This window comes from Caulobacter sp. CCG-8 (assembly GCF_037402475.1).
GTDB lineage: Bacteria > Pseudomonadota > Alphaproteobacteria > Caulobacterales > Caulobacteraceae > Caulobacter.
Genome location: NZ_JBBEUD010000001.1, coordinates 43,603 through 57,709, shown reverse-complemented (window position 1 = coordinate 57,709; position 14,107 = coordinate 43,603). Strand labels below are relative to the sequence as shown.

Annotated in this window: 9 protein-coding genes; all 9 read left to right on the top strand. The window is 69.5% G+C overall.

Translation table 11 applies throughout. From position 1 onward, the window contains the following. Positions 1-237: 237 nt before the first annotated feature. The 9 genes from WAE60_RS00295 (at position 238) to cobA (ending at position 14,030) form a co-directional block, all read left to right on the top strand. Positions 238-3,324 carry a TonB-dependent receptor gene (locus WAE60_RS00295; RefSeq protein ID WP_337684281.1) on the top strand — a complete coding sequence of 1,029 codons (3,087 nt, stop codon included), beginning with the start codon at positions 238-240 and terminating at the stop codon, positions 3,322-3,324. Positions 3,325-3,395: 71 nt separating this feature from the next. After that, on the top strand, positions 3,396-4,451 hold the full coding sequence (locus WAE60_RS00290; RefSeq protein ID WP_337684280.1) for an alginate lyase family protein: 1,056 nt from the start codon (positions 3,396-3,398) through the stop codon (positions 4,449-4,451). Positions 4,452-4,590: 139 nt separating this feature from the next. Next, positions 4,591-5,169: an ANTAR domain-containing protein gene (locus WAE60_RS00285; RefSeq protein ID WP_029914933.1), complete on the top strand. Its 579-nt coding sequence runs from the start codon at positions 4,591-4,593 to the stop codon at positions 5,167-5,169. Beyond that, positions 5,166-6,311 (top strand): CmpA/NrtA family ABC transporter substrate-binding protein, encoded by a 1,146-nt coding sequence (locus WAE60_RS00280; protein WP_337684279.1) that lies wholly within the window; start codon positions 5,166-5,168, stop codon positions 6,309-6,311. The genes WAE60_RS00285 and WAE60_RS00280 overlap by 4 nt, the downstream gene beginning before the upstream one ends. A gap of 253 nt (positions 6,312-6,564) precedes the next feature. Beyond that, the gene (locus tag WAE60_RS00275; protein WP_337684277.1) at positions 6,565-7,788 is read left to right on the top strand and encodes a nitrate/nitrite transporter; all 1,224 of its coding nucleotides are present in this window, start codon (positions 6,565-6,567) and stop codon (positions 7,786-7,788) included. 13 nt (positions 7,789-7,801) lie between these two features. After that, a complete protein-coding gene (gene nirB, locus WAE60_RS00270) occupies positions 7,802-10,270 on the top strand; it encodes a nitrite reductase large subunit NirB (protein WP_337684275.1) in 2,469 nt (822 codons plus the stop codon). Further along, on the top strand, positions 10,267-10,611 hold the full coding sequence (gene nirD / locus WAE60_RS00265) for a nitrite reductase small subunit NirD (protein WP_029914925.1): 345 nt from the start codon (positions 10,267-10,269) through the stop codon (positions 10,609-10,611). Before nirB ends, nirD begins: the two co-directional genes overlap by 4 nt. Further along, complete coding sequence (locus tag WAE60_RS00260; RefSeq protein ID WP_337684273.1) at positions 10,604-13,282, top strand: molybdopterin-dependent oxidoreductase; 2,679 nt, start codon at positions 10,604-10,606, stop codon at positions 13,280-13,282. The genes nirD and WAE60_RS00260 overlap by 8 nt, the downstream gene beginning before the upstream one ends. Then, positions 13,275-14,030 carry a uroporphyrinogen-III C-methyltransferase gene (gene cobA / locus WAE60_RS00255; RefSeq protein ID WP_337684272.1) on the top strand — a complete coding sequence of 252 codons (756 nt, stop codon included), beginning with the start codon at positions 13,275-13,277 and terminating at the stop codon, positions 14,028-14,030. The genes WAE60_RS00260 and cobA overlap by 8 nt, the downstream gene beginning before the upstream one ends. Positions 14,031-14,107: the final 77 nt, after the last annotated feature.

Below are 14,107 nucleotides of genomic sequence, written 5' to 3'. Positions count from 1 at the left end.
GGCAACGAGCGCTGGCGCCGTTTGCGATCTGATTCGCCAATTCCGGGGTCGGCTGCGCCCCGGTGAAATCCAATTTTGGGTTGTTTTCCGGTTCTGGTCTTGCCTCTCAGGGCTTTGGCCTGACCAGAAAGTTCTGCCACTTTGAAAAGTGGCATTACCAATCATTGACACATTTCTCGATTGGTCGGATAAGTCGCCGCATAAGGGCGCCCACTCAGACGCGCCAGGGGAGGGATCATGACCACCGTTCGAAACACTCTTGTCCTGCGGACCGCGCTGCTGGCTTCGTGCGCCGCTCTGGCGCTGGGCTCGGTCGCTCAGGCGCAACAGGCCGCGCCCGCCCAGGCCGAACAGGCCCCGGCCGATGACAGCGTCGTCGACACTGTCGTGGTAACCGGTTTCCGCGCCGCCTACGCCAACGCCATCGCCACCAAGCGCGACACCCTGCAGATCTCGGACGGCATCTCGTCGGACGGCCTGGGCCGCTTCCCGGACCTCAACGTCGGCGAGGCGATCCAGCGCGTCCCCGGCATCCAGATCAATCGCGAGGCCGACAGCCGCAACGCCACGATCAGCCTGCGCGGCCTGCCGGGCACCTTCGCCCGCACCACCCTGAACGGCGGCGCCTTCGCCGACCCGATCCTGAACGGCTCGACCCCGCTGGGCGCGTTCAACTCCGACATCTTCACGTCGATCAACGTGATCAAGTCGCCGATGGCCACCGACCTGGCCGGCGGCCTGTCGGGCAACATCGACCTGCGCATCGCGCCCGCCCTGCAGCGCAAGGACGGCGGCTTCGCCAAGGTCTCGTACGAGTACAACGACCTGGGCAACCTGGGCAGCCCGCTGGCCTCGATGGGCTACAACGCCCACCTCAGCGACGATTTCGCGATCTTCGGCGTCGTGGGCTGGAAGGACGAGAAGTTCCGCCGCGACTCGATCACGGTGAACTCCTGGGCCAACAAGCTGGGCGCGATCCAGGTGGGCAACCAGGCCGCCGCCGGCTCGAACCCGGTCTATGACGCCCTGGTCACCGCCAATCCGGGCGGGGTCTACTATCCCAGCCAGACCCGCCAGCTGGTGAAGTACAACCGCGGCACCACGCTATCGGCCGCGACCGGCTTCGAATGGCAGGTCAACGAGAATTGGAAGCTGGGCGCCAACGCGTTCATCACCAAGCGCAACCTCAAGGATGCGACGAACAACATCCTCTATATCGATGCGGGCCCGGGCAACGGCACCAACACCGGCTTGGTCGCGGCCTCGGCGGTGGCCCACATCACCCAGATCGGCACGCCCTACATCGTCCAGACCCCCAACGGTCCGCGCGCCTACATCAACAGCTTCTCGGCCGAGAACATCAACACCTTCGACTCGGTCCGCTCCGAGCCGGCCAAGAACCAGACCTGGGCCATCAACCCGACCCTGGAGTTCAAGAACGACGACTGGCGCGCCACGGCCAATCTGACGATCTCGCGCGCCCAGGCCCAGGCCAACCAGATCGAGCTGGACATCGTCCAGAACCCCTACCGCAACCTGGGTTCGGCCGGGCTGAACGGCATCACCACCTCGGTCAATCTGGGCGGGACCGACTTGGCCAACTACATGGCGACCCTGGTCACGCCGCACGCCACCCACCTGCCCAACGGCGGCTTCCCGATCGCGGCGGCCCCGGCCTCGGCCACCCAGGCCAGCGCCCCGATGCCCGGCCAGGCGGCGAACATCACCGGCGACAAGTTCGGCATCACGGGCACTAACGGCAACGCCGACAACAAGCTGGACTCGTTCCAACTGGACCTGGAGCGCTCGTTCTCCGACAACCCGTTCCTGACCAGCATCCTGTTCGGCGGCCGGGCGGAGCGTAACGAGTTCGTCTCGAGCGGCTCGCGCAACACCTCCCTGGGCGCCCAGACCCAGAACATCACGCCGGACATGGCGTCCCAGCTGGGCTACGCCAAGGACTTCTTCGGCGGCAAGGCCGGCGGCCCGACCTCCAACTGGATGGGCCTGGACGTCCAGCGCGTGCTGGCGGCGATCACGCCGATCAACCCGAACGCCTTGCCCGCCCAGTTCACGCTCGGCGCCCCGGGCGTCTTCCTGACCCCGTACGGCTTTGTCAACAACTACTGGGACGGCAACTACTGGAACAACAACTTCAGCAACGCCAACGACGTGTACTCGCTGTACGCCACGGCGAAGTTCAAGACCGACGTGCTGAGCGTTCCGGTGCGCGGCGCGCTCGGCGTCCGCTACGAATACACCGAGAATGAGATCAATGCGCTGAACTGCAACAACTGCGGCGCGAACATCTCGGGTGCGGGCGGGCCGGTCAACCACTCGCTGAGCACCAAGACCACCAAGAACGACTACGACTACTGGCTGCCGTCGCTGATCCTGGCCGCCGATCTGCGCGAAGACCTGATCCTGCGCTTCGCGGCCTATTCCACCTATGTCCGTCCGCAGCCGCGCGACACCGTACCGACCACCTATGTCCAGGTGCCGGTCACCCTGACCACGCCGATCGACCCGGTCTACACGGTCACCATCGGCGCCACGGACCTGAAGCCCTACACCTCGGACTCCTTCGACCTGTCGCTGGAATGGTACAACCGTCCGGGCGGCCTGATCTCGGTGGCCGCCTATCGCAAGCGGATCGACGGCTATATCGGCCCGATCACCGATCCGGCGATCCTCTGCCCGGCGAACGGCAAGATCCCGGGCATCGATGTCGATATGGGCACGCTGACGATCGACAATTCGAGCGGTACGCCGGTCTGCAGGAGCTCCAACCAGTTCCCCGGCGCCGGCGGGGGGCTGAAGAACGCCCAGGTCAACATCAGCGGCAAGACCAACCAGAGCCCGATGACCGTCACCGGCCTGGAGTTCAACATCCAGCAGAACTTCGACTTCCTGCCGGGCTTCTGGCGCAACTTCGGCGGCGCGTTCAACTACTCGTTCGTCAACATCGACGGCAAGGACACGGCGGGCAAGGACATCACCCTGCCCAGCGTGTCGAAGAACAACCTGAACGTCATCGGTTACTACGAGTCCGACAAGTTCGGCGTCCGCCTGGTCTACAACTGGCGTGACAAGTACGACCTGGCCGCCGGCAACTCGTTCGTCGGCGACGCCCGCACCGTCAAGGCGCGCAGCCAGCTGGACGCCTCGGCCTCGTACAACATCACCAAGGACCTGACGGTCTCGGTCGATGCGTTCAACCTGACCGACGCCACCCGGTCGGAGTACGAGAACGACCCGATGCTGCCGCGCCGGATCGACTACGACGGGCGCACCTATCAGGTGACGATGCGCGCCAAGTTCTAATCCCCTCCTGCAGGGCCGGGCGTGAAGCCCGGCCCTTTTTCTTTGAACCCAGTACTGAAGAGACGCGTGACATGAAGACCCTGCTGATGGGCGCGGCCGCCGCCTTGGCCCTCCTGGCTTCGCCCGCCCTGGCCGGCGACTACGCCATCCTCGGTCCCGACTATGCCAAGGGCGCCGCCCAGGCCCCGGCGGCCCAGGAGGTGATTTCCAAGGCCAAGGCCGCCCTCGACCGTCCGCCGGGCGCGATCCCCAAGCTGCACACCGAAGGCACCCTGCCGGGCAAGGGCATCCGCGAGATCAGCCTGAAGGCCAAGGAAGACCAGCCGATCGTGCTGAACCTGGCCCTGGCCTGGCGCCTGACCGGCGACCGCGCCTATCTCGACCAGGCCGGCCGCTATCTGGAGGCCTGGGCCGACATCTACGAGCCGTCGTTCAACCCGATCGACGAGACCGGCTTCGACACGCTGCTGATGGCCACCGACCTGACCGAGGCTGACCTGCCGGCCGCGACCCGCGCCAAGGTCGACAAGATGTGGCGGGGCATGGCCGTCGGCTATCTGGACGCGATGGACGCCAAGCCGAAGAACTTCAACACCAACTGGCAGAGCCACCGCGTCAAGCTGGCGACCATGGCCGCCTTCCAGACCGGCGACGCCAAGCTGATCGAGCGGGCGAGGGCGGCCTACCGCGCCCAGGTCTCGACCAACATCCAGCCCGACGGGTCGGTGTTCGACTTCCACGAGCGCGACGCCCTGCACTACGTCACCTACGACCTCGACCCGCTGATGATGGCGGCCTTGTCGGCCAAGGCGCACGGCGAGGACTGGCTGAACTGGAAGGCCGACAACGACGTCAGCCTGGCCTCGGCGCTGGACTGGCTGGTCCCGTACGCGCGCGGCCAGAAGACCCACATCGAGTTCGCCAACTCCAAGATCCAGTTCGACCGCGACCGCGCCGCCGCCGGCCAGAAGGAATACGCGCCCCACCCGTGGGACGTGTCGAACGCCGTGGGCACCTACGGCCTGGCCGCGCTGCTGGACCCGCGTTTCGGCGCGGTGCGCGACGAGGTGTCGGCCAAGACGGGCAAGAAGCCGGCGGCCTGGATCCGGCTACGCGGGGCACGGTGACGATCTGAAGGTCCGTCACGGCCTTCCGGCGCCGCTATTTCAGGCTAGGGTGCGCAAATTCCAGGCTGATAGAGCAACTGCGCCCGTGACGGACCTTCACCGCTCCCCCCCGTCGCCCGAGAGCCTTAGGGCGGAGGGCATGCGCGTCCTCGTCATCGATCCGGATCCCGCGCGCGCCGCCCTCGTGGCCGAGGGACTGGAGGGCGTGCAGCCGCTGGAGGTGCGTCGGGCGGCCACGTTCGACGAGCGCGAGGCCGCCGCCTTCGCGCCGGACGTGGTGGTGATCGCCGCCGACAGTCCCGACCGCGACACCCTGGAAAGCCTGCGCGAGGCCGGGCAGCACAATCCGCGCGCCGTGGTGATGTTCGTCGACCGCTCCGAACCGGGCCTGGCCGAGCAGGCCGTGCGGGCCGGGGTGGCCGCCTATGTGGTCGACGGCCTGGCGCCGGCGCGCGTCCGCTCGATCCTCGACGTGGCCATGAGCCGCTTCGCCCTGACCCAGCAGCTGCGCGGCGACCTGGCCAAGGCCAAGGCCGACCTGGAGTCGCGCAAGACCGTCGAGCGCGCCAAGGGCCTGCTGATGAAGGAGCGCGGCCTGGACGAGGACGGCGCCTATCGTCTGCTGCGCAAGCTGGCCATGGACCGCGGCAAGCCGATCGGCCAGGTCGCGGCCGACCTGCTGGCCTTCGCCGGCGTGCTGAAGGGCGACGCCTCATGAGCGGGCTGGCCGACCTGACGCTGGGCTTCATCCCCCTGACCGACTGCGCGTCGCTGGTGGTGGCCAAGGCGCGGGGCTTCTTCGCCGAGGAGGGGCTGGAGGTCACGCTCAGCCGCGAGGCGTCGTGGGCCACGATCCGCGACAAGGTGCTGGTCGGCGCCCTGGACGGCGCGCACATGCTCGCGCCCATGGCCCTGGCCGCCGGTCTCAACGATCCGCGGTCGGCGATGCTGGCGCCGCTGGCCCTGAACCAGAACGGCAGCGCGATCACGGTCTCGACGCGGCTGGGGGCCCAGTTGCGCCAGATCGACCCCGAGGGCATGGCCGCGCCCCTGATCACGGCCGCGCCCCTGGCCAAGCTGGTCGAACAGCGTCGCGCGCAGGACGCGCCGATCCTGACCTTCGCGATGGTCTTCCCGCAGTCGATGCACAACTACGCCCTGCGCTACTGGCTGGCCCAGGCGGGAATCGACCCAGACCGCGACGTGCGCCTGGTGGTCACGCCGCCGCCGCGCATGGTCGAGCATCTGCGCCTGGGCGAGATCGACGGCTTCTGCGTCGGCGCGCCGTGGAACGCCGTGGCCGTCGACGAGGGCCTGGGCGAGGTGCTGATCAAGGCCTCGCAGCTGTGGCCGGGCGGCCCGGACAAGGTGTTCGGTGTCACGGCCGGCTGGGCCGAGCGCCATGGCGACGAGCTGCGCGCCGCCCTTCGCGCCCTGATCCGCGCTGCGGCCTGGGCCGATGAGCCCGGCAACCACGCCGAACTGGTGGCCTTGTTGTCGCGACCCGACCATGTGGGCGTCGAGGCCGAGGTCGTGGCTCGGGCGCTGAAGTCCGAGATCGTCTTCCACCGCGACGCCGCCGGCCTGCCGCGTCGCGAGCATGCGCTGTGGTTCCTGTCCCAGATGGTCCGCTGGGGGCAGGTCCGGGCGGAGCTCGACCTCGACCAGGTCGCGGACGCGGTCTACCGGCCCGACCTTTTCCGCGAGGCGGCCCTGTCCCTGGGGCCGATCGTCGATCCCGCGATGGTGTTCGCCGACGCGGCCCCCGCCGGCGGGGGGCTGTTCGACGGCGCGTCGTTCGACCCGGCGAAAGCCTCAAGCTACGCGGCGGCTTTTCCGATCGGCCGAATGCGCCCCTAGCCGCGTTTTGCCCAAATTGTGGGCATTGTCGCTGCCTTCAAGTTAGGCAATCGCACGAAGATCGTACGAAGAGACCGTCGTTTGCACTGCACCGCAACATGGTGCGTGACTCCGTCAGCAGCCTGAAGTTCCACTGACATCAAGCCTTCGGACAACGGCGTTCGTGGCTGCCAGAGACGACCGCTCGGATGCGGTCACCCGCCCGGGGCGATGACGCCCCGCTCTCGCAGACACGCAACATCCGAGGCGCATCATGATCTCTCGTGATTTCCTGAAGGCCGGCCACACGCCGACCCTGTTCGCCGCGTTCCTGTATTTCGATCTCAGCTTCATGGTCTGGGTGATCCTGGGCCCGCTCGGCGTGGCCATCGCCAAGGAGTTCCACCTCGACCCCGCCCAGAAGGGCCTGATGGTCGCCATCCCGGTCCTAGCCGGCGCGGTGCTGCGGCTGGTCAACGGCGTGCTGGTCGACCGCATCGGTCCCAAGAAAACCGGCATGATCGGCCAGCTGATCGTGTTGGCCGGCCTGGTCGGGGCCTGGGCCCTGGGCATCCACGACTATCACCAGGTCCTGGCCCTGGGCCTGATCCTCGGCGTGGCCGGCGCCTCGTTCGCCGTCGCCCTGCCGCTGGCCTCGCGCTGGTATCCGCAGGAGCATCAGGGCCTGGCCCTGGGCATCGCCGGCGCCGGCAACAGCGGCACCGCCCTGGCGGCCCTGTTCGCGCCGATCCTCGCCAAGACCTTCGGCTGGCAGAACGTTATCGGCCTGGCCGCCATCCCGCTGGCCGTGGCCTTCGTGGTCTACATGCTGCTGGCCAAGGACGCGCCGGAACAGCCCGCGCCCAAGAAGCTGACCGAGTATCTCGACGTCCTGAAGGTTCCGGACGCCTGGTGGCTGATGCTGCTGTACGCCGTCACCTTCGGCGGCTTCGTGGGCCTGGCCTCGTCCCTGACCATCTACTTCAACGCCGAATACGGCCTGGACCCGGTGATCGCCGGCTTCTTCACCGCCGCCTGCGTGTTCGCCGGCTCGTTCATCCGCCCGGTCGGCGGGGCGCTGGCCGACCGCTTCGGCGGAGTGCGGACCCTGACCTTCGTCTTCGCCCTGGCCGCCGCCGGCCTGTCGGTCGCCAGCTTCCAGCTGCCCTCGGCCTGGGTCGCCCTGGCGGTGCTGATGTTCTCGATGCTGGCCCTGGGCGCCGGCAACGGCGCGGTGTTCCAGCTGGCGCCCCAGCGGTTCCGCAAGGAGATCGGCGTCATGACCGGCCTGATCGGCATGACGGGCGGCATCGGCGGCTTCTACCTGGCCTCGTCCCTGGGCATGGCCAAGAAGATGACCGGTTCCTACCAGGTCGGCTTGCTGGGCTTCGCGGCCCTGGCGGTGTTCGCCCTGGTCGCCCTGACCGGCCTGAAGGCCCGCTGGCGCGCGGTCTGGCCGACCCTGCACGGCGGCGACGCCCGTCCGATCCGCGTCTGACCTTCCTCTTCCAGTGAGCAGAACCATGACCAAGGAAAAGCTGGTCGTCATCGGCAACGGCATGGCCGGTTGCCGGGCGGTCGAGGAAGTCCTCAAGCGCGATCCCGACCGCTACGAGATCGCGATCTTCGGGACCGAGCCGCGGGTGAACTACAACCGCATCATGCTGTCGCCGGTGCTGGCGGGCGAGAAGAGCTTCGCCGACATCGTCATCAACGACGAGGCCTGGTACGCCGACAACGCCATCACCCTGCACGCCGGTCGCGCCGTCACGGCGGTCGACCTGGAAGGCCGCAAGGTGGTCGCCGAGGGCGGGCTCGAGGTCGCCTACGACAAGCTGATCCTGGCCACGGGGTCCGACCCGTTCCGCCTGCCGCTGCCGGGCATCGACCTGAAGGGCGTGGTCACCTTCCGCGACCTGGACGACGTCGAGGCCATGGTCGCCGCCTCCAATAGGCCCGGCGCCAGGGCCGTGGTGATCGGCGGCGGCCTGCTGGGCCTCGAAGCCGCCTACGGCCTGGCCCGGCGCGGCATGGCCGCCACGGTCGTCCACCTGATGGACGTGCTGATGGAACGCCAGCTGGACGAGAGCGCCGGCTTCCTGCTGCGCGAGGCCTTGGCCGAGCGCGGCGTCGAGACCGTGCTGGGCGCTCACTCGGAAGAGATCGTCGGAGCGGACGGCCAGGTCACCGGCCTGAAGCTGAAGGACGGCCGCACCCTGCCGTGCGATCTGCTGGTCATGGCCGTGGGCATCCGTCCGAATTCGACCCTGGCCCGCAACGCCGGCCTGGCGGTCAATCGCGGCGTGCTCGTCGACGACGCCATGCGCACCTCCGACCCGGCGGTGTTCGCCGTGGGCGAATGCGCCGAGCACCGGGGCAACTGCTACGGCCTGGTCGCGCCCATCTGGGACATGTGCCGCTCGCTGGCCGAGTCCATGACCGACGGGGAGGGGGCCTACGAGGGCTCGGTCCTGTCGACCCGGCTGAAGGTGTCGGGCGTCGACGTCTTCTCAGCCGGCAAGTTCTCGGGCGGCGAAGGCTGCGAGGACATCGTGTTCCGCGACGCCGGGCGCGGCGTCTACAAGCGCGTGGTCATCGAGGACGGCAAGGTGGCGGGGGCGGTGCTGTTCGGCGACGCCGCCGACGGCAACTGGTACTTCGACCTGATGCGGTCGGGCGCCAGCGTGACCGACATCCGCGAGACCCTGATCTTCGGCCAGGCCATCACGGAAGGGCTGTCCGGCCTGGACCCTAACGCCGCCGTTGCGGCCATGCCCGACACGCAGGAAATCTGCGGCTGCAACGGCGTCTGCAAGGGTGCGATCGTCGGCGCCATCACCGCCCAGGGCCTGACCACCCTGGACGACGTCAAGGCGGTGACCAAGGCCTCGGCCTCGTGCGGCTCGTGTACGCCGCTGGTCGAGCAGGTGCTGAAGCTGACCCTGGGCGACGGCTTCAAGGAGCAGACCGGCCCCAAGCCGATGTGCAAGTGCACGTCCAAGCCGCACTCCGACGTCCGCAAGGCGATCGTGGAGTGGGAGCTGAAGTCCATGCCGGCGGTCATGCAGGCCCTGGAATGGACCACGCCCGACGGCTGCGCCTCGTGCCGTCCGGCCCTGAACTACTACCTGCTGTGCGCCTGGCCGTCGGAGTATCGCGACGACAAGCAGTCGCGCTTCATCAACGAGCGGGTCCACGCCAACATCCAGAAGGACGGCACCTACAGCGTCGTTCCGCGGATGTGGGGCGGCATGACCACGCCCGACGAGCTGCGGGCCATCGCCGACGTGGCGGACAAGTTCGCCATCCCGGCGGTCAAGGTCACGGGCGGCCAGCGGATCGACCTGCTGGGCGTCAAGAAGGACGACCTGCCGGCCGTCTGGGCCGACCTGAACGCCGCGGGCATGGTCAGCGGCCACGCCTACGCCAAGGGCCTGCGCACGGTGAAGACCTGCGTCGGCAGCGACTGGTGCCGGTTCGGCACCCAAGACTCCACGGGGCTGGGCATCCGTCTGGAGAAGTTCCTCTGGGGCTCGTGGGCACCGGCCAAGGTCAAGCTGGCCGTGTCGGGCTGTCCGCGCAACTGCGCCGAGGCCACCTGCAAGGACTTCGGCGTGGTCTGCGTCGACAGCGGCTACGAGATCCACATCGGCGGCGCCGCCGGCCTGCACATCCAGGGCACCCAGGTGCTGACCCGGGTGGCGACCGAGGACGAGGCCGTCTGGGTCATCGCCGCAGCCATGCAACTGTACCGCGAGGAGGGCTGGTACCTGGAGCGGGTCTACAAGTGGATGGCGCGCGTGGGGCTGGAGAGCATCCAGGACAAGGTCACCGATCCGGACCAGCGCAAGGCCCTCTACGACCGCTTCGTGTTCTCGCAGCGCTTCGCCCGCCTCGATCCGTGGGCTGAGCGCGTGGCCGGCCGCCACACCGAGGAATTCACCCCCATGAGCCGCCGGATGGAGTTCGTCCCCGCATGAACGCGCACGTGAAAGTCCCGGTCTGGGTGGATGTCGGCGCGGTCACGGACGTGCCCCGCCGGGGCGCGCGCCGGGTGCCCAGCCCGCGCGGCGATATCGCCATCTTCCGCACCGGCGACGGCGAGGTGTTCGCCCTGATGGACGCCTGTCCGCACAAGGGCGGGCCGCTGAGCCAGGGCATCGTCCACGGCCGGGCGGTGACCTGCCCGCTGCACAGCTGGAACATCGACCTGGCCTCGGGCGAGGCCATGGGCGCCGACAAGGGCAAGGGCTGCACCCCCGTGGTGCCGCTGGAGGTCCGCGACGGCCGCCTGCTGCTGAGCCTCGACGTCCATGGCTGACGGATCGGCCGTCCCGAACGTCAAGACGACCTGCCCCTATTGCGGGGTGGGTTGCGGCGTCTCGGGCGCGGTCGCCCAGGAACGGGCCCTGTCGGTGTCGGGCGACAAGGCCCACCCGGCCAATCTCGGCCGCCTGTGCTCTAAGGGCACGGCGTTGGGGGCGACGGTGGGGCTGCAGGGCCGGCTGCTGGAGCCGACGATCAACGGCAAGTCGGCGAGTTGGAGCGACGCCACGGCCCTGGTCGCCAGGCGCTTCAAGGACACCATCGCCAGGCACGGCCCCGACAGCGTGGCCTTCTACGTCTCGGGCCAACTGCTGACCGAGGACTACTACGTCGCCAACAAGCTGATGAAGGGCTTCATCGGTTCGGGCAACATCGACACCAACAGCCGCCTGTGCATGGCCTCGGCCGTGGCGGCCCACAAGCAGGCCTTCGGCGCCGACCTGGTGCCCGGCTGCTACGAGGACCTGGACCTGGCCGACCTGGTGGTGTTCAGCGGCCACAACGCCGCCTGGACCCATCCGGTGCTGTTCCGGCGCATGGAGGCGGCGAGGGCGCGGGGCCAGAAGCACGTGGTCATCGATCCGCGCCGCACCGACACCGCCGAGGGCGCGGACCTGCACCTGGCGATCGCCCCGCAGAGCGACGTGCGTCTGTGGAACGGCCTACTGGCCCACCTGATCCGCATCGACGCCGTCGACCGCGACTACATCGCCGCTCACGTGAACGGTTTCGCGGAAGTCGTGGAAGCGCTTGAGGAATTGGACCAGTCGCCGGCCGCCGTCGCCACCGATTGCGGCGTGCCGGTCGAGGATGTGCTAACCTTCTTCGACCTGTTCGCGGCCCACGAGCGTACGGTCAGCCTGTTCTCGATGGGCGCCAATCAGTCGGCCCAGGGCACCGCCAAGGGGCTGTCGATCCTCAACGTCCACCTGGCCACTGGACGGATCGGAAAGCCGGGCGGTTGCCCGTTCTCGATCACCGGTCAGCCCAACGCCATGGGCGGGCGCGAGACCGGCGGCATGGCCAACACCCTGGCCGGCCACATGGACTTCGCCCCGGCCGACCGCGACCGCGTGGCCCGCTTCTGGGGCGCGCCCGACACAGCCCGCGCGCCGGGCCTGAAGGCCGTCGACATGTTCGAGGCCATCCACGCCGGCAAGATCAAGGCCGTCTGGGTGATGGCCACCAACCCCGCCGTCAGCCTGCCGGACGCCGGCCGGGTGCGCGAGGCGCTGGAGCGCTGTCCGTTCGTGGTGGTGTCCGACTGCGTGGAGACCGACACCACGGCCTTCGCCGACGTCAAGCTGCCGGCCCTGGCCTGGGGCGAGAAGGACGGCACGGTCACCAATTCCGAGCGCCGGATCTCGCGCCAGCGGGCCCTGTTCCCGGCGCCCGGCCAGGCCCGCGCCGACTGGCGGATCGTGGCCGACGTCGCCAAAGCCATGGGCTTCGACGGCTTCGGCTGGGCCAGCAACGCCAGCGTCTTCCGCGAATGGGCGCGCCTGACGGCCTATGAGAATACGGACCGCGTCCTGAACCTGTCTGGACTTTCGGCTTTGACGCCCGAGGCTTACGCCGAACTCCTGCCGATGCAGTGGCCGGTTGCGGCGGACGGGCAGGGCACGCCGCGGCTGTTCGTGAACGGCCGCTTCCAGACCCCTGACGGCCGCGCCCGCATGGTCCCGACCCGGCCGAAGGGGCCGGCCGACGCGGTCGACGCGGCCTATCCGATGTCGCTGAACACCGGCCGCATCCGCGACCAGTGGCACACCATGACCCGCACGGGCCTGGCGCCGGACCTGTGCCGCCACGCACCCGAGCCGTTCGTCGAGGTCCACCCCGCCGACGCCGAGGCCCTGGGGGTCAAGGACGGCGCCCTGGCGCGGGTGATCACGACGCGCGGGGAGGCCGTGGCCCTGGCCAAGGTCACCGACCGCCAGCGCCCCGGCGGCCTGTTCATGCCCATGCACTGGACCGACGCCTTCGCGCCGTCGGGCCGCACCAACCCCCTGGTCGCACCGAACCTGGACCCCACGTCCGGCCAGCCGGAGTTCAAGCATACCCCCGCCCGGATCCGCGCCTATCGCGAGACCTGGAAGGGTTTCTTCCTCACGCGGGACAGCCTGTCTCTACCCCCCGGGCTGGACCTCGTCTGGCGGCGTATCCCCCACGACGCCTGCCAGCAACACGAGTTCGCCGGCCGAGGCGACGAGGTCGAGCGCGCCGCCTTGCGCAAGGTCCTCGCCAAGGGCCTGACCGGCGAACTCGTGACCTATGAGGACGCCGCCACCGGCGCGCGGCGCGACGCGTGGGTGCAGGACGGCCGGCTGACGGCGGTGCTGTACGTCACCCTGACCGGCCGCCTGCCGCCGCGCGACTGGCTGGCCGAGCTGTTCGCCGAGCCGGTGCTGGGCGCGCAGGCCCGCTCGGCCCTGCTGTTCGGCCGCCCGCCGGGCGCGCCGGCCGACAAGGGGCCGCTGGTCTGCGCTTGCCTGAAGGTGGGCGCCAAGGCCGTGCAGGCCGCCATCGCCGCCGGGGCCGCCAGCCCCGACGCCGTCGGCGCCGCCACGGGGGCGGGGACCAACTGCGGGTCCTGCCGTCCCGAAATCGCCCGGATGATCGCCGCTTCCGCCTCCGTCTCCAGCAAGGAGCCCGTCCATGTCTAGCGCTCAAGTCCTGCTCGTCGGCGCCGGTCCCGGCCCGGTCGACCTGATGACCCTGCGGGCTGTCCGGGCCGTCGAGGGCGCCCAGGCGCTGCTCTACGACGCCCTGATCAGCGAGGAGGCCATCGCCCTGGCGCCGCCCGGCTGCGTGCGCATCCAGACGGGAAAGCGGGCCGGCAAGCCCAGCATGCACCAGGATGAGATCAACCGCCTGATGCTCCGCCTGGCGCGCAAGGGCCTGCGGGTGGTGCGACTGAAGGGCGGCGATCCTTCGGTGTTCGGCCGGGTGGGCGAGGAGTCGGCCTTCCTGCGCGAGCACGGGGTGTCGGTCGAGGTGGTGCCCGGCGTCACCGCCGCCTGCGCCGCCGCCGCCCAGTTCGGCTTTCCGCTGACCCATCGCGGCGAGGCCCGGCGGGTGGTGTTCACCACGGCCCGGCTGGAGGCCGGCGCACTGAGCGGCGACTGGAGCGCGGCCGGCGATCCCGAGGCGACCCTGGCGGTCTATATGGGCGGCGAGATGGCCGGCGCCCTCTGCGAGCGGATGGTCGCCGCCGGCCGTGCGCCCGGCACGCCCGCCGTGGCGGTCGAGCAGGCGGGCGGGGCGGACGCCCGCATCACCCACGGCACGCTGGCGACCCTCGGCGATCGCCTGGACGGCCAGGGCGGTCCGGTGGTCATCGTGGTCGGTGAAGTGGCGGCCCAGGCGCTGGGCGCGGTGGCGGACGAGGCGCTTGTGGCGCGAACGGCCTGATGCCGCCGGGGACATGCCCTTGCGGCGTGTCCCCAAAACCTGGCTCCGTGGATGCGGATGGGGACACGCCCAAGGGC

Bases quoted from the DNA above. Each gene is read 5' to 3' on its own strand.
- WAE60_RS00295 (WP_337684281.1), top strand. From the start codon at position 238: ATGACCACCGTTCGAAACACTCTTGTCCTGCGGACCGCGCTGCTGGCT.
- WAE60_RS00290 (WP_337684280.1), top strand. From the start codon at position 3,396: ATGAAGACCCTGCTGATGGGCGCGGCCGCCGCCTTGGCCCTCCTGGCT.
- WAE60_RS00285 (WP_029914933.1), top strand. From the start codon at position 4,591: ATGCGCGTCCTCGTCATCGATCCGGATCCCGCGCGCGCCGCCCTCGTG.
- WAE60_RS00280 (WP_337684279.1), top strand. From the start codon at position 5,166: ATGAGCGGGCTGGCCGACCTGACGCTGGGCTTCATCCCCCTGACCGAC.
- WAE60_RS00275 (WP_337684277.1), top strand. From the start codon at position 6,565: ATGATCTCTCGTGATTTCCTGAAGGCCGGCCACACGCCGACCCTGTTC.
- nirD (WP_029914925.1), top strand. From the start codon at position 10,267: ATGAACGCGCACGTGAAAGTCCCGGTCTGGGTGGATGTCGGCGCGGTC.
- WAE60_RS00260 (WP_337684273.1), top strand. From the start codon at position 10,604: ATGGCTGACGGATCGGCCGTCCCGAACGTCAAGACGACCTGCCCCTAT.
- cobA (WP_337684272.1), top strand. From the start codon at position 13,275: ATGTCTAGCGCTCAAGTCCTGCTCGTCGGCGCCGGTCCCGGCCCGGTC.